This is a genomic window from Agrobacterium sp. T29, assembly GCF_006970545.1.
Classification (GTDB): Bacteria; Pseudomonadota; Alphaproteobacteria; order Rhizobiales; family Rhizobiaceae; genus Agrobacterium; species Agrobacterium leguminum.
Window position 1 is genome coordinate 2,079,745 of the sequence record NZ_CP040641.1, and the last position, 24,740, is coordinate 2,104,484.

Annotated in this window: 23 protein-coding genes; 20 read left to right on the forward strand and 3 right to left on the reverse strand. The window is 59.8% G+C overall.

Annotated elements, in window-relative coordinates:
• The first annotated feature begins 33 nt into the window (after window positions 1-33).
• Window positions 34-732 carry a GntR family transcriptional regulator gene (locus FGF54_RS24545; protein WP_080820927.1) on the forward strand — a complete coding sequence of 233 codons (699 nt, stop codon included), beginning with the start codon at window positions 34-36 and terminating at the stop codon, window positions 730-732.
• 109 nt (window positions 733-841) lie between these two features.
• Window positions 842-1,807, forward strand: a complete 966-nt coding sequence (locus tag FGF54_RS24550) for a dihydrodipicolinate synthase family protein (protein WP_142781474.1) — start codon at window positions 842-844, stop codon at window positions 1,805-1,807.
• 289 nt (window positions 1,808-2,096) lie between these two features.
• Here FGF54_RS24550 and FGF54_RS24555 read toward each other — a convergent pair whose 3' ends face one another.
• On the reverse strand, window positions 2,097-3,134 hold the full coding sequence (locus FGF54_RS24555) for an Ldh family oxidoreductase (RefSeq protein WP_142781475.1): 1,038 nt from the start codon (window positions 3,132-3,134) through the stop codon (window positions 2,097-2,099).
• Window positions 3,135-3,576: 442 nt separating this feature from the next.
• Between FGF54_RS24555 and FGF54_RS24565 the strand changes: the two genes are divergently transcribed.
• The 7 genes from FGF54_RS24565 to FGF54_RS24595 all read left to right on the forward strand — a co-directional run bounded on the left by FGF54_RS24565 (window position 3,577) and on the right by FGF54_RS24595 (window position 10,504).
• Window positions 3,577-4,383, forward strand: coding sequence for a transporter substrate-binding domain-containing protein (locus FGF54_RS24565; protein WP_080840107.1), 807 nt, complete (start codon window positions 3,577-3,579; stop codon window positions 4,381-4,383).
• Window positions 4,384-4,455: 72 nt separating this feature from the next.
• A complete protein-coding gene (locus FGF54_RS24570; RefSeq protein WP_003521708.1) occupies window positions 4,456-5,121 on the forward strand; it encodes an amino acid ABC transporter permease in 666 nt (221 codons plus the stop codon).
• Window positions 5,122-5,133: 12 nt separating this feature from the next.
• The gene (locus FGF54_RS24575; RefSeq protein ID WP_080818941.1) at window positions 5,134-5,787 is read left to right on the forward strand and encodes an amino acid ABC transporter permease; all 654 of its coding nucleotides are present in this window, start codon (window positions 5,134-5,136) and stop codon (window positions 5,785-5,787) included.
• Window positions 5,780-6,502: an amino acid ABC transporter ATP-binding protein gene (locus FGF54_RS24580; protein WP_020811659.1), complete on the forward strand. Its 723-nt coding sequence runs from the start codon at window positions 5,780-5,782 to the stop codon at window positions 6,500-6,502. Before FGF54_RS24575 ends, FGF54_RS24580 begins: the two co-directional genes overlap by 8 nt.
• Window positions 6,502-7,743 carry an FAD-binding oxidoreductase gene (locus tag FGF54_RS24585; RefSeq protein ID WP_142781476.1) on the forward strand — a complete coding sequence of 414 codons (1,242 nt, stop codon included), beginning with the start codon at window positions 6,502-6,504 and terminating at the stop codon, window positions 7,741-7,743. The genes FGF54_RS24580 and FGF54_RS24585 overlap by 1 nt, the downstream gene beginning before the upstream one ends.
• A gap of 12 nt (window positions 7,744-7,755) precedes the next feature.
• Window positions 7,756-9,465 carry an aconitase X gene (locus FGF54_RS24590; RefSeq protein ID WP_142781477.1) on the forward strand — a complete coding sequence of 570 codons (1,710 nt, stop codon included), beginning with the start codon at window positions 7,756-7,758 and terminating at the stop codon, window positions 9,463-9,465.
• 10 nt (window positions 9,466-9,475) lie between these two features.
• Window positions 9,476-10,504, forward strand: a complete 1,029-nt coding sequence (locus FGF54_RS24595) for a proline racemase family protein (RefSeq protein ID WP_127757129.1) — start codon at window positions 9,476-9,478, stop codon at window positions 10,502-10,504.
• Window positions 10,505-10,708: 204 nt separating this feature from the next.
• Here FGF54_RS24595 and FGF54_RS24600 read toward each other — a convergent pair whose 3' ends face one another.
• Together FGF54_RS24600 and FGF54_RS24605 are read right to left on the reverse strand one after the other, a co-directional pair.
• Window positions 10,709-11,731 carry a LacI family DNA-binding transcriptional regulator gene (locus FGF54_RS24600; protein WP_125146216.1) on the reverse strand — a complete coding sequence of 341 codons (1,023 nt, stop codon included), beginning with the start codon at window positions 11,729-11,731 and terminating at the stop codon, window positions 10,709-10,711.
• A gap of 157 nt (window positions 11,732-11,888) precedes the next feature.
• Complete coding sequence (locus FGF54_RS24605) at window positions 11,889-12,209, reverse strand: hypothetical protein (protein ID WP_003505663.1); 321 nt, start codon at window positions 12,207-12,209, stop codon at window positions 11,889-11,891.
• Window positions 12,210-12,503: 294 nt separating this feature from the next.
• On the opposite strand from FGF54_RS24605, the gene FGF54_RS24610 reads away from it, so the two are divergent.
• The 11 genes from FGF54_RS24610 (at window position 12,504) to FGF54_RS24660 (ending at window position 24,736) form a co-directional block, all read left to right on the forward strand.
• Window positions 12,504-13,307, forward strand: coding sequence for a transporter substrate-binding domain-containing protein (locus tag FGF54_RS24610; protein ID WP_046801225.1), 804 nt, complete (start codon window positions 12,504-12,506; stop codon window positions 13,305-13,307).
• Window positions 13,308-13,374: 67 nt separating this feature from the next.
• Complete coding sequence (locus FGF54_RS24615; protein ID WP_003505665.1) at window positions 13,375-14,079, forward strand: amino acid ABC transporter permease; 705 nt, start codon at window positions 13,375-13,377, stop codon at window positions 14,077-14,079.
• Entirely contained in the window at window positions 14,076-14,735 is a 660-nt protein-coding gene (locus FGF54_RS24620) for an amino acid ABC transporter permease (protein ID WP_003521700.1), read from the forward strand. Before FGF54_RS24615 ends, FGF54_RS24620 begins: the two co-directional genes overlap by 4 nt.
• Window positions 14,716-15,447, forward strand: a complete 732-nt coding sequence (locus tag FGF54_RS24625) for an amino acid ABC transporter ATP-binding protein (protein WP_003521699.1) — start codon at window positions 14,716-14,718, stop codon at window positions 15,445-15,447. Before FGF54_RS24620 ends, FGF54_RS24625 begins: the two co-directional genes overlap by 20 nt.
• A gap of 23 nt (window positions 15,448-15,470) precedes the next feature.
• Window positions 15,471-16,406, forward strand: a complete 936-nt coding sequence (locus tag FGF54_RS24630) for a 2-hydroxyacid dehydrogenase (RefSeq protein ID WP_142781478.1) — start codon at window positions 15,471-15,473, stop codon at window positions 16,404-16,406.
• A 213-nt stretch (window positions 16,407-16,619) separates the two neighbouring features.
• On the forward strand, window positions 16,620-18,794 hold the full coding sequence (locus FGF54_RS24635; protein WP_142781479.1) for a bifunctional diguanylate cyclase/phosphodiesterase: 2,175 nt from the start codon (window positions 16,620-16,622) through the stop codon (window positions 18,792-18,794).
• Between the two features lie 450 nt (window positions 18,795-19,244).
• Complete coding sequence (locus tag FGF54_RS24640) at window positions 19,245-20,360, forward strand: porin (protein ID WP_142781480.1); 1,116 nt, start codon at window positions 19,245-19,247, stop codon at window positions 20,358-20,360.
• Between the two features lie 321 nt (window positions 20,361-20,681).
• Window positions 20,682-21,311: a flavin reductase family protein gene (locus tag FGF54_RS24645; RefSeq protein ID WP_142781481.1), complete on the forward strand. Its 630-nt coding sequence runs from the start codon at window positions 20,682-20,684 to the stop codon at window positions 21,309-21,311.
• 352 nt (window positions 21,312-21,663) lie between these two features.
• A complete protein-coding gene (locus FGF54_RS24650; RefSeq protein ID WP_020810591.1) occupies window positions 21,664-22,599 on the forward strand; it encodes a LysR family transcriptional regulator in 936 nt (311 codons plus the stop codon).
• A gap of 104 nt (window positions 22,600-22,703) precedes the next feature.
• Window positions 22,704-23,183 (forward strand): formate dehydrogenase subunit gamma, encoded by a 480-nt coding sequence (locus tag FGF54_RS24655; protein WP_142781482.1) that lies wholly within the window; start codon window positions 22,704-22,706, stop codon window positions 23,181-23,183.
• Entirely contained in the window at window positions 23,180-24,736 is a 1,557-nt protein-coding gene (locus FGF54_RS24660) for an NADH-quinone oxidoreductase subunit NuoF (protein ID WP_142781483.1), read from the forward strand. The genes FGF54_RS24655 and FGF54_RS24660 overlap by 4 nt, the downstream gene beginning before the upstream one ends.
• Window positions 24,737-24,740 lie beyond the last annotated feature (4 nt).

Here is a 24,740-nt window from a genome sequence, read left to right on the forward strand (position 1 = left end):
AGTACTCTTTATGTCGACAAGAGGGATTTGATGATGACGGATATAATTGCTTCTGCCGAGCGCAAGCGCGGCTCCGGCGTGAAGATGGTCTATGATCTGCTGCGCGACGAGATTCTCGATCTGGTCCTGCCGCCGGGCAGTCCCATCGATGAGGTGCAGCTTGCCGAAAGGTTCAAGATGTCGCGCACGCCGATCCGCGAGGCGCTGGTGCGGCTTTCGGGCGAGGGGCTGATCGATACGCTGCCGAACCGTTCGACGATGGTGTCGAATATCGATTTCCTCAACATGCATACCTATTTCGATGCGCTGGTGTTGATGTATCGGGTAACGACGCAGCTTGCCGCGCAATATCACCGCCCGGAAGATCTGGCCGGAATCCGCGCCCACAATGCGGAATTCGCCATTGCGGTTGAGGAGCAGGATGCGCTGGCGATGATCTCCACCAATGCCGCCCTTCACCTTTCCATCGCCGAAGCCGGTCGTAACCCCTATTTCACCAGCCTGTTCAAGCGGCTGCTGGATGAGGGACGACGCATTCTCAGGCTTTATTACCAGTCCTATGATGATCGGCTGCCGAAGCGCTTCGTCGACGATCATGATGAGATCATCGCTGCGATTGCCGCGCGCGATATCGCTCTTTCCGAAAGACTGGCCCGCGAGCATGCCGAACAGATCGTGCGGCAGGTGCAGAAACTGCTGGTGCGAAACGAGCGTCTGGAAATAAATCTGTAGCTTGTCGATTTCTTGTCGACAAATAAAATACAAGATTGTAATGTCCTTGTCGAAAGGGTGGCGCGGAGGTGCGTCCATTCCCGAAAAACATGTCCCTTAGGAGCTTGAAATGACGGCCAGCATTTTTTCCGGCGTGATTCCCGCCTTGATGACCCCCTGCAAGGATGATCGCACCCCTGATTTCGATGCGCTTGTTCGCAAGGGCAAGGAACTGATCGCCGATGGCATGTCGGCCGTCGTTTATTGCGGTTCCATGGGCGACTGGCCGCTCCTGACGGACGAGCAGCGCATGGAAGGCGTAGAGCGCCTGGTGAAAGCCGGTATTCCGGTCATCGTCGGCACCGGCGCGGTCAACACGGCATCTGCCGTTGCCCATGCCGCTCACGCCCAGAAGGTTGGCGCCAAGGGCCTGATGGTCATTCCGCGCGTCCTGTCGCGCGGTTCGGTCATCTCCGCCCAGAAGGCGCATTTCAAGGCCATCCTCTCGGCTGCCCCGGAAATCCCGGCCGTCATCTACAACAGCCCCTATTACGGTTTCGCCACCCGCGCCGATCTCTTCTTCGCACTGCGCGCCGAGCACAAGAACCTCGTCGGCTTCAAGGAATTCGGCGGCCCGGCTGATATGCGTTACGCCGCTGAAAACATCACCAGCCGCGATGACGACGTCACCCTGATGATCGGCGTCGATACCGCCGTTTTCCACGGTTTCGTCAATTGCGGCGCCACCGGCGCCATCACCGGCATCGGCAATGTTCTGCCGAAGGAAGTCATTCACCTCTGCAAGCTGTCGCAGGCCGCCGCCAAGGGTGACGCGGATGCCCGCGCTCGCGCGCTGGAACTGGAACAGGCGCTGGCCGTTCTCTCTTCCTTCGATGAAGGCCCGGATCTGGTGCTCTATTTCAAGCATATGATGGTGCTGAAGGGCGACAAGGAATACACGCTGCATTTCAACGAAACCGACGCCCTGACCGACAGCCAGCGCGGTTATGTCGAGGCGCAGTTCAAGCTGTTCAACAGCTGGTACGCCGACTGGAGCAAGCTTCCGGGCGCCGTGCAGGCCTGCAAGGCGGCCTGAGTAGTCGCTGACGTGAAAACAAAAGGCCCGCAAATGCGGGCCTTTTTTGCATGTGATGAGATCTGATATCTCTCCTCCGTCATGCCGGACTTGATCCGGCATCCAGCCACGGCGCGTCTGCGCTGTGAAAGGACTCTTCCGCGATCAAGAACTTGATCGCGCTGGACCCCGGATCTAGTCCGGGGTGACGGAGCGGGATGTTATGCAGTCGCAAAAAAACGCTGAGTGACATTATCACCATGAAAAGGCCCGCATATGCGGGCCTTTTCATTTCCACATCCAAACGCAATCAGGAAACCGCGTCCAGCCCCTTTTCCAGCAGCCGGTCGAGCCCGGCCATTTCGGCGGCGGTAAGCGTGATGCCTTCGCTTTCGGATTTGGCGCGGGCGGTGAAGCGGCGGCCCGAGGGCAGGCGGGCGCCTTGGCCGATGATGGCGTCGAACAGCACTTCCGCGCGCTGGAAGGGATCGCCGGGGCGGCCCTTGGCGAAGGCCTCAGGCGAAAAAGCGATAATCAGCTCGCCATGGGTGGGGGCAAGTGTGGTGGTGCCGAGAAATTCGAGCGCTTCGGGGCTGGTGAGATCGCCGATCATGATGCCGGCGAGAAGCTCGATCATGGTGCCGATGGCCGATCCCTTGTGGCCGCCAAAGGGCAACATGGAGCCGGCAAGGGCGGCTTCCGGGTCGGTCGTCGGCTTGCCGTCGGCATCCAGAGCCCAGCCTTCCGGCAGGGGCTTTCCCGCACGCCGATGCAATTCTATTTCACCGCGTGCCGCAACCGACGTCGCGAAATCGAAGACATAAGGTGAGGTGTCCTTGCGCGGCCAGCCGAAGGCGAAGGGGTTGGTGCCGAGCAACGGTTTGATGCCACCGGTAGGCGCGACGGTGGAATAGCTCGGGCACATTACCAGCCCGGCGAGACCGTTTTCGGTCAGCCCTTCGACTTCCGGCCAGAGCGCCGAGAAATGCGTGCAGTCATTGATGACGAGCGCTGCGATGCCCGCGCGTTTCGTCCGCTCCACCAGAACCGGCAGACCAAGTTCGAAGGCGGGGTTGGCGAAGCCGCCATGGGCATTGACCTTCACGATGGCCGTGCCGTCGTCTTCCGCCACTTCAGGTATCGCATCGGGCTTCACCTTGCCGGCCTTGACGGTGCGGAGCGCGCCTTCGATACGGTAGATGCCGTGGGACTTGCAGGCGTCCCGCTCGCCCGCCGTGATGACGCGCGCCAATGCACCCGACTGTACATCATTCACCCCGGCCCTCAAAAAAATCGACTCGACCCGCTGGAAAAGTGCCTCAATGGTCAAGGTGGTCGTGTCGCTCATCATAGTCCTCCGATAGGGCTCGCACATTTTGAATACATAAAGTATACAAAGGCGTGAGTATTGCAACGTGTCTTTTCGATCAAGCTCAGTCAGAGCAGAAGGCCACCCTGCCAGACACGAAGATACCTTAAGCCCCCATTCCTGTGCTTGTCACAGGAATCCAGTCGGCGCGCGTCTGCGCGTCGGAAAGCCTCTTTCAGCCCAAAGACTTGGGCTGGCTAGATTCCTGTGACAAGCACAGGAATGAGGGATGCTGGATGTTTCGCCCACCTTGTCCGCTCCCCCCGCGCCGGCTTGCGCAATCATCCGCGACACCTCATCAGTTCGCACATGCAAAAATTCTTTTTGTATACTCGTTGTATTTTTATGTTGATTTATCGCCGCCATGGGGAAATAGTGACCGCGCCTTCAAGGGCAGACCAATTGTGGGAGCAAATAAAGAATGAAAAAATCGGTCATCGTCGCCGGCCTCTTGGCCGCCACTTTCGCTATTACGCCGGCCAAGGCCGACAAACTTGACGACATCATTTCGTCCGGCACGCTGCGTTGCGCCGTCGTGCTCGATTTCCCGCCCATGGGCGCGCGTGATGACGCCAACAACCCGATCGGCTTCGATGTCGATTATTGCAACGATCTCGCCAAGGCGCTCGGCGTTACCGCTGAAATCGTCGAAACGCCGTTCCCGGAGCGTATTCCGGCGCTGATGTCCGGCCGCGTCGATGTCGGTGTTGCCTCGACCTCCGATACGCTGGAGCGCGCCAAGACGGTCGGCATGACCGTGCCTTACTTCGCTTTCGAAATGGCCGTTACCGCCAACGACAAGTCGGGCATCAAGTCCTTCGAAGACATGAAGGGCAAGACGGTCGGCGCAACGGCCGGTACGTTCGAAGCCATCGCGCTCGAAAAGACGGTCAAGGAGTGGGGCGTCGGCGAATTCCGTCCGTACCAGACGCAGGCAGACGTGTTCCTCGCGCTCAGCCAGGGCCAGATCGACGCCACCGTTTCCACCTCGACGGTTGCGCAGTCCAACGTCAAGGGCGGCAAGTTCGCGGGCATCTCCGTGGTCGGCAAGGCGCCCTATGACATCGATTATGTCGCGCTCTTCACCAACCGTGACGAATACGGCTTCATCAACTACCTGAACCTCTTCATCAACCAGCAGGTTCGCACCGGCCGTTACGCCGAACTCTATGAAAAATGGGTTGGCGGCGAAGTTCCCTCGCTCACCGTCAACGGCGTTTATCGCTGATCAGGACTTTTCGTAAACGGCGCGGTCAAGATGATCGCGCCGTTGATCGTTTCTGAAGAGGCGGGACGCTTAATGTTCAACTATACATTTCACTGGAATCAGGCGCTGAAGGCTTTGCCGCAGCTTCTGGACGGTGCGGTGGTGACGCTGCAGATCGCCATTCTGTCGATGGTGATCGGTCTTTCCTGCGCCATCGTGCTGACGCTGTTCCGGCTCTCCGGCAACCGCATTCTCGGCGCTTTCGCCGCCGTCTGGGTGGAAATCGCCCGTAACACGCCGGCGCTGTTCCAGATTTACATGGCCCATTTCGGCCTTGGCAATTTCGGCATTCATTTGAGCCCCTATACCGCGCTTCTCGTCGGCATCGCCTTCAACAATGCCGGTTATCTTGCGGAAAATTTCCGCGGCGCGCTGAAAGCCATTCCCGATACGCAGACGCGCTCCGGCCGTTCGCTCGGCATGACCTCGATGCAGACCTTCCGGCTCATTATCCTGCCGCAGATGCTGCGCGTCGCTTTTCTGCCTGCCACCAACCAGATGGTCTGGGCGATCCTGATGACCTCGCTCGGTGTTACCGTCGGCATGAATACGGATCTTGCCGGCGTCACGCAGGCACTCAATGCGCGCTCGTTCCGCACCTTCGAATTCTTTGCGCTCGCCGCGGTCATCTATTACGTGATCGCCAAGATCGTCACGCTCGCCGCCAGATTGCTGGCCGCGCGTCTGTTCCGTTATTGAGAGAGGTGAGCCATGTTTGAAACCGCTCTCACCTGGAGTGATCTCGCCTTCCTCGCCAAGGGTGCCGGCATGACGCTTGCCGTCACCGCCGTCGCCGTCACGGCAGGCACCGTCATGGGGATCATCTTCGGTATCATCCGTTTCCAGTTCGGCCCCTATTGGTCGCTGCCGCTGACCTTCGTGCTGGATATTTTCCGTTCCGTGCCGCTGCTCATCCAGCTCGTGCTCGGCAATGCCTTCCAGTCGATCGCCAAGCTCGGCTGGCCGCCATTCACCACTTCCTGCGTAGTGCTGTCGCTTTATACGGCGGCCTATTGCACCGAGATCGTGCGCGGCGGCATCGATGCGGTGCCGTCGAATACGCGCCGCGCCTGCCGGTCGCTCGGCATGACCTGGTCCCAGGACATGCGCTACATCGTGCTGCCGCTTGCTACCCGCGTGTCGCTGCCCTCGTGGATCGGCCTTACCCTTGGTGTGATGAAGGATTCGGCGCTGGTGCTGTGGCTCGGCCTCATCGAGCTACTGCGCGCCTCGCAGATCCTCGTCACCCGCCTGCAGGAACCGCTGACCATTCTGATGATCTGCGGCGCCATCTACTTCCTTATCAGCTTCCCCATCGCCCGTTTCGGCGGGTATCTCGAAAGACGGTGGTCCCCCAATGATTGAGATCGAAAACGTCCGCAAATCCTTCGGCCCGCTGGAGGTTCTGAAAGGGATCAACCTCACCGTCAACAAGGGCGAGGTCGTCACCATCATCGGCGGCTCCGGTTCCGGCAAGTCGACGTTGCTGACCTGCATCAACGGCCTCGAGCCGATCGACAGCGGCAAGATCGTTATCGACGGCACGGAAGTGCATGCGAAGTCCACCGACCTCAACAAGCTGCGCCGCAAGGTCGGCATCGTCTTCCAGCAATGGAACGCTTTCCCGCATCTGACGGTGCTCGAAAACGTCATGCTCGCGCCGCGCAAGGTGCTCGGCATCTCGAAGGAGCAGGCCGAGGAAATCGCGGTGAAGCAACTGACCCATGTGGGTCTTGCCGAAAAGCTGAAGGTTTATCCGAACCGCATGTCGGGCGGCCAGCAGCAGCGTATGGCGATTGCCCGCGCGCTTGCCATGTCGCCGGAATATATGCTGTTCGACGAAGTCACCTCGGCGCTCGACCCTATGCTGGTTGGCGAAGTACTCGATACGCTGAAGATGCTGGCGGATGAGGGCATGACGATGATCTGCGTCACCCATGAAATGGCCTTCGCGCGTGATGTCTCGAACCGCGTCGCCTTCTTTCATCAGGGCGTGATGGCGGAAATCGGCACGCCGGATCAGCTGTTCGGCGCGCCGCAGCATGCCGAGACCCAGAAGTTCCTGGCGAGCGTGCGGTAATGCCAGCCAATGATGTCATCGTCATCGGGGCCGGCGTCGTCGGCCTCTCGGCGGCAATCGCGGCGCAGGGCCGTGGCCTCTCGGTCACGGTCATCGACCGCGAGGGACCGGCGGCGGGCGCTTCGGCCGGCAATGCCGGCGCCTTCGCCTTCACCGATATCCTGCCGCTGGCATCGCCCGGCATTCTGTGGAAGGCGCCGAAGTGGCTGCTCGATCCGCTCGGTCCGCTCAGCGTGCCGCCGGCCTATGCGCTGAAAATTGCGCCGTGGATGTTCCGCTTCTGGCGAGCCTGTGCGGCTTCGAAGGTGGAGCATTCCACCGCCGCCCAGACGGCGCTGATGGATCTCGCCAAGGCCGAGCTGGAGCCGTTCCTGAAAAAGACCGATACCATCGCCATGCTGCGCAAGGAGGGCAACCTCCAGGTCTATGAAAGCGAGGCGGAATTCGAGGCCTCGCTTCCCGGCTGGAAGGCGCGCGAGCGGCACGGCATCGAGTTCCGGCATCTCAATGCCGAACAGATGGCCGAGATACAGCCCGGCATCGCGCCGCGTTTCACCTGCGGCACGTTCACGCCCGGCTGGTATTCCATCGCCGATCCCAAGCTTTATACGCTGGCGCTGGCCGAGCATTTCCGCACCATTGGCGGCCGTATCGAATGCCTCGATATCGCTTCGCTTCGACCACTGGAAGACGGTGTCGAGGTGGTGAGCCATGATGGGCGCACCCGCAAGGCCGCCAGGGTGGTGCTGGCGGCCGGCGCCTTTTCGCATCGCATCGCCCGTTCGCTCGGGGAAAAAATTCCGCTGGAAACCGAACGGGGGTATAATACAACCCTGCCGTCTGGGGCCTTCGATCTGCGCACGCAGGTGACTTTCGGCGGCCATGGTTTCGTCGTCACGCGGCTTTCCTCCGGCATCCGCGTCGGTGGCGCGGTTGAATTGGGCGGGCTGGAGCTTCCGGCCAATTTCGCCCGTTCCGAAGCGTTGCTGACCAAGGCGAAAGCCTTCCTGCCGGGCCTGAAAACCGAAGGCGGCAAGCAGTGGATGGGCTTTCGCCCCTCGCTGCCGGACAGCCTGCCGGCCATCGGTCAAGCAAGGCACACGGCGCGGGTGGTCTACGCTTTCGGCCACGGGCATCTGGGGTTGACGCAATCGGCGGGCACGGCCCGCATCGTCGCCGATCTTCTGACGGGGCAAAAACCCGCCATCGATACAAGGGCATTTTCGCCGCAACGTTTCTGACGGGGATTTCCGATGTCTTCTTCCCTCTCGACAACAGCCGTTCCTGAAGCCCGCAGCATTTTGGCCGGTTCGGCCGAAGGTCCCGTGATTGCGACGACCGAAGCGCTGAGTTTCTGGGGCGGCGTCGATCCCGCCACCGGCAGGGTGATCGACGTGCACCACCCGTTGCATGGTGTCTGTCTCACCGGCGGCGTGCTGTTCATGCCCACCAGTCGTGGCTCGTGCACCGGTTCGGGCGTGCTGCTCGATCTTATCCTGACGGGCCGCGCGCCCTCGGCGCTGGTCTTCTGCGAGGCCGAGGACGTGCTGACGCTGGGCGCGCTGATCGCCGCCGAAATGTTCGGCAAGCCTTTGCCGGTGCTGCGCCTCGACGCGGAAAATTTCGCCCGGTTCTCCAAAGCCGTTGATATCCGTATCGATGAGACGGCCATCGAAGCCGATGGCGTTTCCCTTGCCATCACGCCGCCGGCGACGGCGCATCTCGATCTTAAGGGTGACGACCGGGCCATGCTCGAAGGGCGTGATGGCGTCGCCGTGCAGCAGGCCATGCGCATCACCGTCGCCATGGCCGCCCAGCAGGGGGCGTCGGCGCTTGTCGATGTCACGCAGGGTCACATCGATGGCTGCATCTATGCCAGCCCCGCCAATCTCACCTTCGCGGAAAAAATGGCGGAGATGGGCGCGAAGGTACGGGTGCCGACGACCATGAACGCCATTTCGGTGGACAAGGTGCATTGGCGTTCGCAGGGCATGCCGGAGGATTTCGGCGACCCGGCCGCAAGGCTGGCGGATGCCTATGTGCGCATGGGCTGTCGCCCGACTTTCACCTGTTCGCCTTACCTGCTCGACAGCGCGCCGCAGGCCGGTGAATCCATCGCCTGGGCCGAATCGAATGCCGTGATTTTCGCCAATACGGTTCTTGGCGCGCGCACGGCCAAGCATCCGGACTTTCTCGATCTCTGCATCGCGATGACGGGCAGGGCGCCGCTTTCCGGCGTTTATCTGGAGGAAAATCGCCGTCCTCAGCGCATCGTCAATGTGGCGTTGCCGCAGGGCGTGGATGATGCCTTCTGGCCGCTCATCGGTTATCTGGCGGGCAAGGCCGCGCCGGATTGCATTCCGCTGCTGCGCGGCCTTGGCCCTGCGAAGCCGTCACGGGATGATCTAAAGGCGCTTTGCGCCGCTTTCGGCACCACCTCCGCTGCGCCCATGCTTCATATAGAGGGCGTAACGCCGGAAGCCGCTCTTCCGCCTCTCGAAACGGCCGATATCGTCACTGTCTCACCCTCCGATATGGCCGCCGGCTGGTCGCTTCTCAATGAAGGACCGGAAGAGGTGCAACTTGTCGCCATCGGCAGCCCGCATGCCTCGCTGGAGGAGTGCCGCGCGCTTGCGGCTGAATTTGCCGGCCGCCGGCGTCACGCGGATGTCGCCGTCATCGTCACAGCCGGCCAGCAGGTCATCGATGCGGCCGGGCAGGACGGCACTTTGCAAAGCCTGCGCGACAGCGGTGTGCAGGTGCTGCCTGATCTTTGCTGGTGCTCCATTTCCGAGCCGGTCTTCCCGACGAAGACCCGTGCCCTGATGACCAATTCCGGCAAATACGCCCATTACGGACCCGGCCTCAGCGGCCGCGCAGTGCGCTTCGGCAGCCTTGCCGATTGCGTTGAAAGCGCGCTGACCGGCCGTGCCCCATCCCTTCTTCCTTCATGGCTTTCCTAAGGAGTTTTGAATGCGCAGTATCAAGACCGTTCATGTCATTTCCGCCCATGCGGAAGGGGAAGTCGGGGACGTGATCGTCGGCGGTGTCAGGCCGCCGCCGGGCGAAACGATCTGGGAGCAGAGCCGCTTCATCGCCCGCGATGAGACCCTGCGCAATTTCGTGCTCAACGAGCCGCGTGGCGGCGTGTTCCGCCACGTCAACCTGCTGGTGCCGCCGAAGCATCCCGACGCGGATGCCGCCTTCATCATCATGGAGCCGGAAGACACGCCGCCCATGTCCGGCTCCAATTCCATCTGCGTTTCCACCGTGCTGCTGGATGGCGGCATCGTACCGATGCAGGAGCCGGAAACCCATATGCTGCTGGAAGCGCCGGGCGGGCTGGTGAAGGTGCGCGCCGAATGCCGCAACGGCAAGGCCGAGCGCATTTTTGTGCAGAACCTGCCAAGCTTTGCCGCAAAACTCGATGTCGAACTCGAGGTTGAAGGCCTCGGTACGCTGAAAGTGGACACGGCCTATGGCGGCGACAGCTTCGTCATCGTCGATGCCGAGGCGATGGGCTTTAGCCTGAAGCCGGAAGAGGCGCATGAGATTGCCCGCCTCGGCGTGCGCATCACCAATGCCGCCAACAAGGCTTTGGGCTTCGACCATCCCGAAAACCCGGACTGGCGGCATTTTTCCTTCTGCCTGTTTGCGGGTAAGGTGGAGCGCACGGCTGAAGGTCTGCGGGCAGGGGCGGCCGTCGCCATCCAGCCGGGCAAGGTGGACCGTTCGCCGACAGGCACGGCGCTTTCAGCCCGCATGGCGGTGCTGCATGCGCGTGGCGAGATGAAGGAGGGCGAAACCCTGACGGCGGTGTCGCTGATTGGCTCTACCTTCACCGGCCGTATTCTTGGAACGACAACGGTCGGCGACCGTCCGGCCATCCTGCCGGAAATCTCCGGCCGCGGCTGGATCACCGGTATTCACCAGCACATGCTCGATCCGTCCGATCCGTGGCCGGAGGGGTATCGTCTGACGGATACGTGGGGTGCGCGGTAAGTTGGGCCTTTAAAGGTCTATAGCCCAGATCGGGCTGCATCGGTTCGGCGTATTTCTTCTCCCCGTCGGGGAGAAGATGGCCCGAAGGGTCAGATGAGGGGGCAACGTTGCCGGATTTCGGAGAGCCTGCCCCCTCATCCCGCTGCCGCGGACTTCTCCCCCCTTGGGGAGAAGAAACAAGTGGCGCCCGCTCTAGCTAGAGCCTCACCCACCCAGCCGTTTCGTCGTTTCCCGCACGATCAGCTCGAAGCCGACATCCACCCTTGCGCCTTCGGGAACAATGGCATCCTTTTCCGCCTCCAGTATCGAAAGCAGCAACTCGCCCGCCCTGCGGCCGATCATCTGGGCGTCCACGCGGATCGTTGAAATCGCCGGGTAACATTGCCGGCCGATATCGAAGTCGCCGAAGCCGAGGATGGAAATGCGGTCAGGGACACTGATTCCCCTTCGATGACATTCCATCAGTGCGCCGACGGCGGAAATATCCGATACGGCGAAGATGGCCTCGACATCTGGCGCCTTGGCCAGCAGCGAGCCGAGGGTCTTTGCCCCGTGGTCATAGGAGACAGGGGCGCTGCCTTCGCGGATGATGAGATCGTCGGCAATGCCGGCTTCCCGCAGGGCCGCGCCGAAACCGAGCAGGCGGCTTTCGCCGCGCCAGTCCTTCACATCGCCATCGGCCCTCGATCCGAGCGCACCGATTCGCTTGAATCCAAGCGATATCAGATGCTTGGCGGCGGTTCTTCCCACTTCGTAGTTGGAAAAACCGACAGCATGGTCGATCGGGTGTTCGGGAACATCCCAGATCTCCACGATCGGGATACCGGCGCGCATCAGCACCTCGCTCGCCATCTTGGTATGCACCGTGCCGGCGACGACGATGGCATCGGGGCGGCGCTCCATCATGGTGCGGATGACGCGTTCCTCCTCCTGCAGATCGTACATGGTGTAACCGATCAGCAATTGGTAATCGGCGGCGCGCAGCGCATTGGCGAGCCCCTGAGCGCTATCGGCGAAGTTGGAGTTGGTGAGCGTCGGCAGGATGGCGGTGATGAAATTGGTGCGGCGGGAGGATAGCGAACCGGCGATCCGGTCTGGCACATAGCCCAGCTTCTCGATGGCTTTCATCACCTTCTGACGTGTCTCTTCCGACACCAGGGCAGGATCGGCCAGTACCCGCGAAACGGTCATCTTGGAGACGCCCGCGAGTTTCGAGACATCGCTCATGGTTGCTTTTTTTGACGTGACTAACGCTGCGGCCAAGGGCGTGCGCTCCACCAAAGCATGTCTCCCTAAATTCGAACCGGTTCAGGACAAGACATACACGAAGATATCAAGGGAAAGCACGCCGTATGATTGCAGATCGATGCGGCGTGCACCGGATTTATGCGACGCGGCTATAGACCAGATGATAAAAACGCCCGTCGCACATGCTCATCATCTCATCCGTCAGCACCCGACCTTCCAGCCTGACCGGCGAAACCAGCGCTTCCTCCACTGCTTCCATCGACGGATAGTCGATTTCCTGCACCATGATGATCGAGGCGGCGTCCGGGTCCGTGCGCTCGGTGCGCATCACCCGCACCGCCTGGGCATTCGGCATGCGTTTCCAGACCGGCAGCAATTTCTCCTCGACGATGCGGAAAAACTCCTCCTCCCGGCCGGGGTGAATCCTGCCTTCGAAAATTGCCGAGCGTGTGTACATGTTTCCTCCCGAATGATTGCCGACCGAAACAGTTCTGTAGATCGGACTTGCAATGATACCGATAACATGCATTATTGATCCTGCCAAGAACGTGAAACGGTGTCGAACAGAGGAAAATCGATAACCAGCCAAAAACATTGAATTTAATGGGAAATTCATCCAGTTTTGTGCTTTCGCGGTTTCTTGGGAGGAGTTTTTAGTCAATCGCGTTAAAATGTTATCGAGAACATTTTTCGGTTTGCGCAAGGCCGCTGTTCCATTATGGGCAGCCACTATAAGGTTGGAGGAGAAACCATGAGCATATCCAGATTTCTGAAGAACATGACCGTTGCCGTCGGTGTTGCAGCAGCAACGCTTGCCGCCACCACGTCCGCCCATGCCGTCTCGCTCAGCGAGATCACCGCGCGCGGCAAGGTCAAGATTGGTGTTCTGACCGGTGCGCCGCCGATGGGCATGGTGGATGAGAAGGGCAATCCCTCTGGTTACGACGTCGATGTCGCCAATCTCATCGGCTCTTACCTGTCGCTGCCGGTGGAGCTGGTGCCGCTGACGCCGCCTGCGCGTATTCCGGCCCTTCAGACCGGCAAGGTCGATTTCCTTGTTGCGACGCTTGCGCCGACCGGCGAGCGCGCCAAGACCGTCATGTTCACGCAGCCCTATAGCGCCTTCAACATGGACATCATCTCGGGCAAGGACCAGAAGTTCGAAAATCTCGACAGCCTGAAGGGCAAGCGCGTTTCGGTCAATCGCGGCTCCTCGCAGGAAACCGCGCTGCGCAAGGCCAATGTCGAAGGTCTTGAAATCGTCGTTTACGAAGACGATTCCACCAGCGCCCAGGCACTGCTCGCCGGTCAGGTGGATGCCGTCGCCCTGCCGTCCACGGTTGGCGAAGCAATCATCAAACAGCGTCCGGAAGCCGGTCTGCAGGTTGGTTTCACCTTCTTCCAGCAGGGCAATTCCATGGCGACCAAGCTTGAGGACTTCGAGCTGCGCCAGTGGCTGAACACTTCCATCTACCTCATGAAGATGTCCGGCGATCTCGACCGCATCTCGGTCAAGTGGACCGGCCGTCCGCTGCCGCAATTGCCAAGCTTCTGATTGAGCCTTTCAACGCGCCCGCCGGGAAGGCTTCCGGCGGGCCCGGGAAATGTCAACGGAGTGACGCATGTCCTATACATTCCAATTCGGCGCGCTCGCCCAGTATCAGAACGAGATTCTGAACGGCATATGGCTGACGATCAAGCTGTCGGTCCTGTCCATCGTGCTTGGCTGCGCTTTCGGCATTCTTTTGGCTTCGCTGCGGTCCATCAATGGCGGCATCGTCCGCATCATCGTGGACGGTTATGTGGAAGTCATCCGCAATACGCCGTTTCTCGTGCAGCTCTTCATCGTCTATTTCGGCCTGCCGGGCCTCGGCTTCAGGGTAGGGGCGGATACGGCGGCGCTGATCGGTATGACGATCAATCTTGCTGCCTATTCGACGGAGATCATCCGCGCCGGCATCGAGGCGGTGCACAAGTCGCAGATCGAGGCGGGCGAGGCGCTGGGTTTCACCAAGTACCAGATCTATCGCCACGTCATCATCGTGCCGGCCATCGCCAAGGTCTATCCCTCGCTGTGCAGCCAGTTCGTGCTGATGATGCTGGCATCGAGCATATGTTCGGCCATTTCCACCCATGAGCTTGCGGCCGCCGCAGCCTTCGTGGAATCGCAGACCTATCGCTCCTTCGAGGTCTATATCGTCGTCACGCTCATCTATCTTGCGCTGGCGCTTTCGCTGCGGCTCATCCTTGCCCTTGTCGGCATGTGGCTGTTCGGCCGTCGCGTTGCCCGCAAGACGATGACCGCCATGCCGGAGGTGCAGTCATGACTCTTCGAACTTTCGGCTGGAACGAATTCGGCTTCCTGCTGACCGCCCTGCAATGGACCGTGCTTCTGACGATCATTGCGCTTATCGGCGGCGGCATTGTCGGCTTCTTCGTGGCGCTCGCCCGCACCTCGAATTTCAAGGCGCTGCGCATTGCCGCCGGCACCTACATCCAGGTGATCCAGGGCATTCCGGTGCTGATGATACTGTTCCTGTCCTATTACGGCCTCAGCCTTGCCGGGCTGGAACTGCCGCCGCTCTTTGCCGCCGGCGCCTCGATGACGATCTATACATCGGGTTACCTCGCGGAAATCTGGCGCGGCTGCATCCAGGCGGTGCCGAAGCAGCAATGGGAAGCGTCGGAATCGCTGGCTCTCACCCGCGCCCAGCAATATCGCTACGTCATCCTGCCGCAGGCGATTCGCATTTCGCTACCGCCGACCGTCGGTTTCGCCGTTCAGGTCGTCAAGAATACGTCCATCGCATCGATCATCGGTTTCGTCGAACTGGCGAGAGCGGGGCAGCTCATCAACAATGCCACGTTCCAGCCGTTCCGCGTCTTCGTCGCCGTGGCCGTGCTTTATTTCATCGTCTGCTACCCGTTGTCCCAGCTCTCGCGTTGGCTGGAAAGGAGGCTTCATGCCGGAAGTAATCGTTGAAAACGTTCACAAGAGCTTTGGCGCTCTGGAAGTCCTCAAAGGCGTGTCGCTGACGGTCGGCCGCGGTGAAGTCTTCGCCCTCATCGGCCGCTCGGGCTCGGGCAAAAGCACGCTGCTGCGCTGCATGAACGGGCTGGAGAAGATCAATTCCGGCCGTATCGAAATTGCAGGTCATGCGATCGGGGAAGATGCCAAGGCGCTGCGCAAGCTGCGCACCGATGTCGGCATCGTGTTCCAGAGCTACAATCTCTTCCCGCATCTGACGGTCGGCGAAAACATCATGCTCGCGCCGCGTATCGTCAAGGATGTGGCGAAATCGGAAACCAAGGATATTGCCCGCGAAGTTCTGCAACTCGTCGGCCTTTCGGAGAAATTCGATTCCTATCCGGACCAGCTTTCCGGCGGCCAGCAGCAGCGCGTGGCGATTGCCCGTTCGCTCGCCATGCGGCCGAAGGTGATGCTGTTCGACGAGGTGACCTCGGCGCTCGATCCTGAATTGACCGAGGAAGTGCTGACCGTCATGGAAAACCTCGCCAAAGACGGCATGACCATGATCCTCGTGACCCATGAAATGGCCTTTGCGCGCCGCGTGGCGACCGAAACCATCTTCATGCACAAGGGCAAGATCTGGGAGCAGGGCCGTTCTTCGGAACTCTTCGCCAATCCGCAAACGCCGGAACTCCGGCAATTCGTCAAGGCCGATGTGAAGTAGTTCACCGGCGCAAAGGAAACTTCATGACCACTGAAATCGTGCAATTGTGCCCGCTCATCCCGGCACTGGAAGAAGAACTCGCGCAGCGCTTCACCGTGCATCGCCTGTTCGAGGCTGCTGACAAGGCGGCGTTCCTTGCTGAAAAGGGTGCTTCAATCCGCGGCGTCGTCACTGGCGGCCATATCGGCCTGCCGGCGGATATTGGCGCTGCACTTCCCAATCTTGAAATCGTCGCCATCAACGGTGTCGGTTTCGACAAGGTGGATCTGACTGACGCCAAGCGACGCGGTTTTCGCGTCTCCAATACGCCTGACGTGCTGACGGCCGATGTCGCCGACCTCGCGCTCGGCCTCGTTCTGGCGCAGGCGCGCAAGCTGCCGCAGGCGGATCAGCATGTGCGCACCGGTCAATGGCTGAAGGGCGATATGGGGCTTTCTACTCGCGTGGCCGGCCGCCGTTACGGCATATTCGGCCTCGGCCGCATCGGTCAGGCAATCGCAAAGCGGCTTGAAGGTTTCGATGCGCGTATCTCCTACACCGCCCGAAATCGTCGCGATGTTGCCTATGATTATTATGACAGCATCGAGGCGCTGGCCGCCAATTGCGACGTGCTGATCATCGCCGCCGCCGCTACGGCCGAAACCCGCCATATCGTCAATGCGGATGTGCTGAAGGCGCTTGGACCGCAGGGTGTGCTCGTCAACGTGGCGCGCGGTTCGCTGGTGGATGAGAAGGCGCTTGTCGAGGCTCTTGCCAGCGGCACGATCGGTGGCGCGGCGCTGGATGTCTTCGAGGATGAACCGCGCGTGCCGGAAGCGCTTTTCGCCTTCGACACCGTCACGCTCGCCCCGCATGTCGGCAGCGGCACGCACCAGACGCGCCGCGCCATGGCTGATCTCGTTCTCGCCAATCTCGATGCCCATTTTGCCGGCAAAGAACTGCCGACGCCGGTGGTGTGACGGTCAACGAATTGCCGCCTGTGGTTTTGACGGCGCAGCTTCTGTTGCGCCGTTTTGATTCAGGGAGGTTGCTGCAAAAGGCTGGTTTCCCGGCAATCTACTGTCGTTGTTCATATTTATATAATACGTATAATCCTACTATTCTGCTTCCTTATAAAATGATGAGGCGGAGAGGTGCGTTCCAAAGGCCCGAAGACACCCGAAGAGAACCGGATGTCGCGAAAAAAGCGCGATGTCACGCCATCCGCCACTCCTGACATGAGCGAAAACAGCAATCCTTCCGACCGGCACGCGCTTCTGGAAGCGATGATCGACCACGTGCCGGATTTTATCTATGCCAAGGATCTGGAAGGGCGCTTTCTTTTCGCCAATCGCGCCATCGTCACCGAAAACGGCTTTGACACGGTCGAGCAACTGATCGGGCTCACCGACTACGATATCAATGGTGAGGCGGCGCAGCGCGCCGGCATTCCCGATACCGAGGCGCGGGTGATGCGCACCGGCGAACCGGATCTCGGTTACGAAGAGCGCGCCATGCGCGGGGATATCGACCGCTGGCTCATGATGTCGCGCGTGCCGCTGAAGGACAAGGCCGGCAACATTATCGGCGTGGTCGGCGCCTCGCGGGACATAACCCAGAAAAAGGCCTCCGAAAGACTGCTTCAGGCGCAGGCGCATATTCTGGAAATGATCGTCGCGGCGGCGCGTATCGAGGATTTTCTTGAGGAATTCGTCAAGGCCATCGAAAATCTCGCGACCGGACTGGCCTGCGCGGTGCGGGTGTTCGATGCGGCGGAAGGGGAGCCTTCCGTTTATGCCTCGCCGGCACTGGCGCAGCAGGAAGGGCTGGCCGCGCTTGTCTCCAGTGTCAGCGATCCTGAGAGCCTTGTCCATCCGGCAGAAAATATTGCGTTTAGTTTCGATATTCCGGCCAGCGAAGGCAAGGCGCATGGTTTCGTCTGGTGCATGCTGGCCGGCCGCCAGCCGGATGCGGCGCTGGTGGAATTCATAGGCGCGGCAGCGCGCATGGCGGGTTTGGCCATCGACCGCAAAAGGGCGGCGGAACATATCGCTTTCCTGGCGGACCACGACATGCTGACCCGGCTGCCGAACCGTCGTTTCCTCGATACGAGGCTGCCGGAAATACTGGCGGCGGCGGCAAAGGCGAGCCGAAGGGTCGGTATCGGTTTTCTCGATCTCGACAATTTCAAGCAGATCAACGATACGCTCGGCCACAGCATCGGCGACGCGTTGCTGTCGAAAACCGCCGAGCGCATTGCGAAAAGCCTCCGGAAGAACGATCTCGTTCTCAGGGTCGGCGGCGACGAGTTCGTCATCATTCTCGAAGAGCGCAGGGACGATGTCGAAAACCGCCTGCAGCGCATCCGCGCCGCTGTCTCGCAGCCATTGCGTATCGGCAATTACGATATCAAGGTCACATGCAGCATCGGCATGGCCTTTTTCCCGGAGCATGGGGAAACCACGGCGGAAATCGTCGCGGCCGCCGATCTTGCCATGTATGAAGCCAAACATAACGGGCGCGACAGCATTGCCACCTTCACCCCCAATATGGCGGATGATCTGAGGAAGAAGTTCACCCGCATCGAGGAATTGCGCAAAGCCGTCAAGAGAGACGAGTTCGTGCTGCACTTCCAGCCGCAGGTCGATCTTGTCAGTGGCGCAATCAGCGGCGTGGAGGCGCTGGTGCGCTGGCAGCACCCCACGGAAGGTTTGCTTGGCCCTGCGGAATTCATCGGGCTTGCGGAAGAAACCGGGCTGATTGTGGAACTCGGAGAAAGCATTCTCAGGAAGGCCTGTCGTCAGGCGCAGGCATGGGCGGCCGCCGGCCTCTTGCCCGTCAAGATGGCGGTCAATATCTCGCCGCGGCAGTTTCAGGGCGGGCTGGTGCAGCAGATCAGGTCGGTGCTGAAGGAAACCGGCCTTGCGCCATCGCTCCTGGAAATCGAAATCACCGAGACGCTTATCATTCAGGATGTCGAAACATCGGTCCGGATCATGCGGGCCATCAAACAGATGGGTGTCAGCCTGGCGCTGGATGATTTCGGTATCGGTTATTCCTGCCTCGGCATGCTCAAGACATTCCCGCTGTCCTGCATGAAGATAGACCGCTCGTTCCTCACCCATCTGCCGGAAAAGACCAAGGACAGCGCCATCGTCTCGATCATGATCCAGCTTGCCGGGTCTCTGGGCATTGATGTCATTGCCGAAGGTGTGGAAGCCGGCGAACAGGCGACATTTCTGCGTGATGCTGGCTGCCCCTACGGTCAGGGTTATTACTTCAGCCGCCCGGTGCCGGCAGAGGCGATCGAAGACATGCTGGCGAAGACGACGATATTCGCGACTGGTTTACCCGAAAACAGCCCATAGGCTGCCCGGACGACCGGTTGTTTCAGATCGGCCAGATATGGCTTTCCCGGAGAGGCCGGGCGGCTTTGCCGCCTTTGCCCTGTGCGGTTCTGTAACGAAACCACTTCGTTTCCCCTAGCCTGTAAGATGTCTCCCGATCTCGTGCGGAGCGGGAGATTTTTCATTCTATTGATTTGCAATTTAGTATTATATGGATAATTATATAAGTAATAAATTGTATTATTTCGAAATAATAATTCAAAATATTATATTTTAAACTATTAATTTGTTGTAATTTTACTACGAAATTAAAATGCTTACTTTATATGTATTTGTATTTCGCCGATTTAAATTGCGAGTCTACAGCAACTTCTGTCATTTGCTGAATCAGCGCAGGGAAGCGGGCGGCAGGGAAAAGACCAGCCCTCAAATTTGCGCATTCGTTGAAAAATTTTTGACTGGAGATTACAAATGAACATCAAGAGCCTTCTGATCGGCTCCGCTGCGGCTCTCGCAGCAGTATCCGGCGCACAGGCCGCTGACGCCATCGTCGCTGCCGAGCCCGAGCCCATGGAATATGTTCGCGTCTGCGACGCTTTCGGCACCGGCTTCTTCTACATCCCCGGCACCGAAACCTGCCTGAAGTTCGACGGTTACGTTCGTTTCCAGACCGACTTCGGTCGTGACCAGTCCGGCACATCCGACTGGGATTCCTTCACCCGCGCCCAGTTCAACGTCGACACGCGTTCGGACACCGAGCTCGGCGCTCTGCGCGGTTACTTCGGTTTCCGTGGTCAGGCCGACCAGGACAGCAGCCGCGCTGTCGTTCTTGACCAGGCTTTCATCGAAATCAGCGGCCTGAAGGTCGGTTTCTACTATAACTGGTGGGATGACGGTCTCTCTGGTGAAGTCGATAACCTCAGCTCGAACCAGACCCGTCTGAATGCTATCCGTTACACCTACGACGCTGGCTCCTTCTACGCTGGTGTTGCCGTTGAAGAACTGGAAGGCGTTATCGCCGGCAACTCGATCAGCGGAACGACGATCCAGCGCAACAATCTGGGCGTAAACCAGCTCAACTGGACGACGCAGAACCGCCAGGGCGACAACAATGTCGGCGTCAGCGCCATCATCGGCGCCAAGTTCGGCGGCGTTAAGGCCAACCTGCTTGGTGGTTATGACACCGACGCTGAAAACGGTGCGATCCGCGCCATCGTAACGGCTGAAGTTGGCCCGGGTACGTTCGGCCTCGCCGGTGTATGGGCTTCTGGCGCCAATGCGTACTACGAAGAATCCGAGTGGTCCGTTGCTGCTGAATACGCCGTCAAGGCAACTGAAAAGCTGACCATCACCCCCGGTGTTCAGTACTTCCGTACGCTCGATATCGGCACCGATGGTGATTTCACCGGCAACCGCGATGCATGGCGCGCTGGTGTAGCAGTTGGCTACAAGATCACTTCCGGCCTCTCCACGCTCGTTTCGGTTAACTACCAGAGCGTTGACGGCAACGAGCGCGTTCGTAGCGGCATCGGCAGCGGCGCTGGCGACCAGTGGACCGGTTTCGTTCGCCTGCAGCGTTCGTTCTAATAGTCTACAAAAAGCATAGTAGGGTTAGACAACTCAGATCCACCCCGTTTCCGAACGGGTGAGTAACTAGCTCCAGTCAAAGTTTCTGACATGATGTCAGGTTTACTCCCCGGACCCCTCCAGGCCGGGGAGTTTTTGCGCTTATAGTCGATGCGTGGATGACGGCTCCGTCCATTTGGTTGGAGAATGCGTGCGGGCTTGCTACTCTTCCTTTGCTCCCCCAAATGTCCATGCAGCAAAATCCGCTATCCCGTGATCAGGGCGATTGAGTAATTGTCTGCAGTATGAAATATTATTGTATACAATAAATCAGGTGCTCCCATGGAATTCGATTTTACCGCGCTTGAGCCGCAGAGCCGTTATCGTTTGCTGACCAATTTTATCGGTCCACGGCCGATAGCGCTTGTCACGACGCGCTCGGCCGCTGGCCACAATAATGCCGCGCCGATGAGCTTTTTCAACGTTTTCTCCCATGATCCGCCAATCGTTGTTCTCGGCATCCAGCCGCGTGTGACGGGCGAGGAGAAGGATACGATGGCCAATATTCGCCGCACCGGCGAATTCGTCATCAACATGGTCGATATGGCTCTGTCTGAACAAATGCTCGTCTGTGGCCTGGGTTTCGACAGCGAAGTTGATGAACTTTCGATTGCCGGACTGACGGCCACGCCCTGCAGCAAAATCGATGCAAGCTTTGCGGCGGAATCGCCCTGCGCCTTCGAATGCCGTGTGGAGCGCCTGATCGATTATCCGCGCCGTACCCTTGTCCTGGGGGAAGTGGTGCACATGCATGTCCACAAGGATTGCCTCGATGCGGGGGGGCGCTATGTCGATCCGGACCGATATCAGCCGATCGCGCGCCTGCATGCCGATAATTACATCAGCTCGGATCGCCAGTTTGTCCTTAAGGCGCCCGCGATGACCGACTTCATTAAGCCTGATGGCGAGTGAGGGTTCTTGCGACTGAAGCGCCGAATACCTTTTTGCCTGCCGCCGCAGACTTGAGAAAATGAGAGGGTAGGGCATCGAGGCGGCGATGACGATTGGTTTCGCTTCCCGGCGCTGTGCGGCAGGTCAGGCGAAACGACGGATGGGTCAATGCCGCCATAAAGCTGCGTCCAGTGCGGTTGGAGTGGACGACCGAACGTCGACGCCCATGACTGCCCGTGCCTGACGGAATCCAGTCTTGCCACCCCGCGCGGTTTCAGGAAAACAACGGCATCCATTTGCGGGCTTCCCCGCCTCGTTCTAGTGTTCTCCTGCTCGCACCATCCGCAGGGTCGCGAGCGACGCGGGAGGACGCATGATCGACAAGCTGGAATTTTTCATTGCATTGGCGCGCGCAGGGCATTTTGGCCGCGCGGCGGAGGAGTGCGGCGTTTCCCAACCCAGTCTCTCGGCCGCGATCCGGCAGCTGGAGGACCAGCTTGGTGTCGTCCTTGTGGTGCGTGCGGCGCGTTATCAGGGTCTGACACCGGAAGGCCAGCGCGTTCTCGAATGGGCGCGTCGCATCGTCGCCGATACGCGCACCATGCGTGAGGAAATGCGGGCGGCGCGCAAGGGTCTGGCGGGCCACATCCGCCTTGCGGTCATTCCGACGGCGCTTGCGATGGTGCCGCGATTGACGGAATCCTTTCAGGCGCGGCATCCCGACGTGACCTTTTCCGTGACGTCACGCACCTCGCTTCAGGTCCTGAGCCAGATCGAAAACCTCGAGATCGATGCGGGAATCAGCTATCTCGACAATGAACCTCTTGGCCGAGTGACCACAGTGCCGCTCTATTCGGAGCGATATCACCTGATTGCAGCAGCCGGAACGCCGCTCGCCGATCAGGAAAGCGTTACCTGGAAGCAGGTTTCAGGTCTTAGGTTATGCCTATTGACTTCGGATATGCAGAACCGCCGTATCATCAATAAGCATATGGCTGAAGCGGGCGTAGAGGTGAAGCCGACATTGGAATCCAACTCCATGATTGTGCTGTTTTCGCATATCCGAACCGGACAATGGGCTTCAATAATGCCGCGTAACATAGCGGAATCATTTGGTTTTCCAAAGCAGATCAGAATGATACCGATCACCGAGCCGGATGCGGAACATCTGGTGGGGCTGATCGCGACCTATCGCGAACCACACACGCCACTCGTTTCCGCGCTTCTTCATGAGGCGCGCCAGCGCGCAGCGGCGATGGTTTTTGATAGGAATTTCCTATCGGTTGACGAAAACACATTATTGACCTGATCCGGCCGACCTCGCCATTCTCCCGAACCATGCAGGGGCTGCGCTGGCACTGAAACATGTGCCGCTCGCCAAACCTGCCCCTGTCGGTTTGGGAGGACTGGCTTATGAATATCCGTGCGGTTGCCGCAGATGAGGCGGCCCGTGTCTCCGCTATCATTGACGAACTTCTCCACCTGGAGGGGCCATTGCTGCCCATTCTGCACGCGGTGCAGGAAGAATTCGGCTACATACCGGAAAGCGCCAAGCAGATCGTCGCATCCGCGCTGAATATATCGCGCGCCGAGGTTCATGGCGTCGTGACCTTCTATCCTGATTTTCGCGATCATCCGTCCGGCCGGCATGTGCTGAAGCTCTGTCGCGCCGAGGCTTGCCAGTCGATGGGTGGCGAGCCTCTTGCGGAAACCATCAAGTCCCGGCTCGGTCTCGACTGGCACGAAACGGCAGCCGACGGTTCCGTCACGCTGGAGCCGGTCTTCTGTCTCGGGCTTTGCGCGCAGGCGCCCGCGCTGATGCTGGATGGCGAGCTACATGCCAGACTGGACGAGCACTGTCTTGGCGACATTCTGGCGGAGGCGCGCCGATGAGTGTCACCGTTTTTGTTCCGGGCGATTCCGCCGCGCTTGCCGTTGGCGCAGACCGTGTCGCCGAAGCGATCGGCCGCGAGGCGGTCAGCCGCAATCTTGATGTGCATATTGTCCGCAATGGATCGCGCGGCATGCTCTGGCTTGAAGTGCTGGTGGAAGTGCGCACCGAACATGGCCGTATTGCCTATGGGCCGGTCAAGGCCAGCGACGTTGCCTCGCTTTTCGATGCGGGTTTTCTGACCGGCGGCGAGCATCGTCTCTGTCTCGGGCCGACGAAGGACATACCGTTCCTGAAAAGCCAGACGCGACTGACATTTGCCCGCTGCGGCGTTACCGATCCATTGTCGCTTGCGGATTATCGCGCCTATCAGGGCTTGAAAGGCCTCGAAAAAGCCGTCGCCATGGCGCCGCTCGATATCGTTGCCCAAGTAACCGAAAGCGGCCTTCGCGGACGCGGCGGCGCGGGTTTCCCGACCGGTATCAAATGGAAGACCGTCGCCGATGCGGTGGCCGATCAGAAATATATCGTCTGCAATGCCGATGAGGGCGACAGCGGCACCTTCGCCGACCGCATGATCATGGAAGGCGATCCCTTCGTGCTGATCGAAGGCATGGCGATTGCCGGCCTCGCCGTCGGCGCGACGAAAGGTTTCATCTATACGCGCTCGGAATATCCTTACGCCATCAAGGTCATGGAGCAGGCGATCGAGATCGCCCGCCGCGAAGGCATCATCGGCCCATCCGTGCTCGGTTCCGGGCGGGCCTTCGATCTCGAAGTGCGCATGGGTGCCGGCGCCTATGTCTGCGGCGAGGAAACCTCGCTTCTGAACAGTCTGGAAGGCAAGCGCGGCACCGTGCGCGCCAAGCCGCCGCTTCCTGCTTTGCAGGGCCTGTTCGGCAGGCCCACCGTCGTCAACAATGTGATTTCGCTCGCCTCCATTCCGGTCATCATGGATCGCGGCGCGGCGTTTTATCGCGATTTCGGCGTCGGCCGCTCGCATGGCACCATCCCCATCCAGCTTGCCGGAAACATCAGGCATGGCGGGCTTTACGAGACCGCCTTCGGTCTGCCGCTCGGGCAGCTGGTCAATGATATCGGTGGCGGCACGATCACCGGCCGCCCCGTCAAGGCGGTGCAGGTGGGCGGGCCGCTCGGGGCCTATTTCCCGGTTTCGCTGTTCGATACGATCTTCGACTATGAAGCCTTCACCGCCGCCGGTGGCCTGATCGGCCATGCCGGCATCGTGGTTTTCGACGATACCGCCGATATGCTCCATCAGGCCCGGTTCGCGCTGGAATTCTGCGCCGTCGAAAGCTGCGGCAAGTGCACGCCCTGTCGCATCGGCTCCACACGCGGCGTCGAGACGGTGGACAGGATTGCGCTCGGCATCGAGCGGGAGAAAAATACGGCACTCCTCGCAGACCTCTGCGAAACCATGAAATTCGGTTCGCTCTGTGCGCTCGGCGGTTTCACGCCCTATCCCGTCATGAGCGCACTCCGGCATTTTCCTGATGATTTTGCCCCCACCCCACGTGTTGAAGCGGCGGAGTAAGACC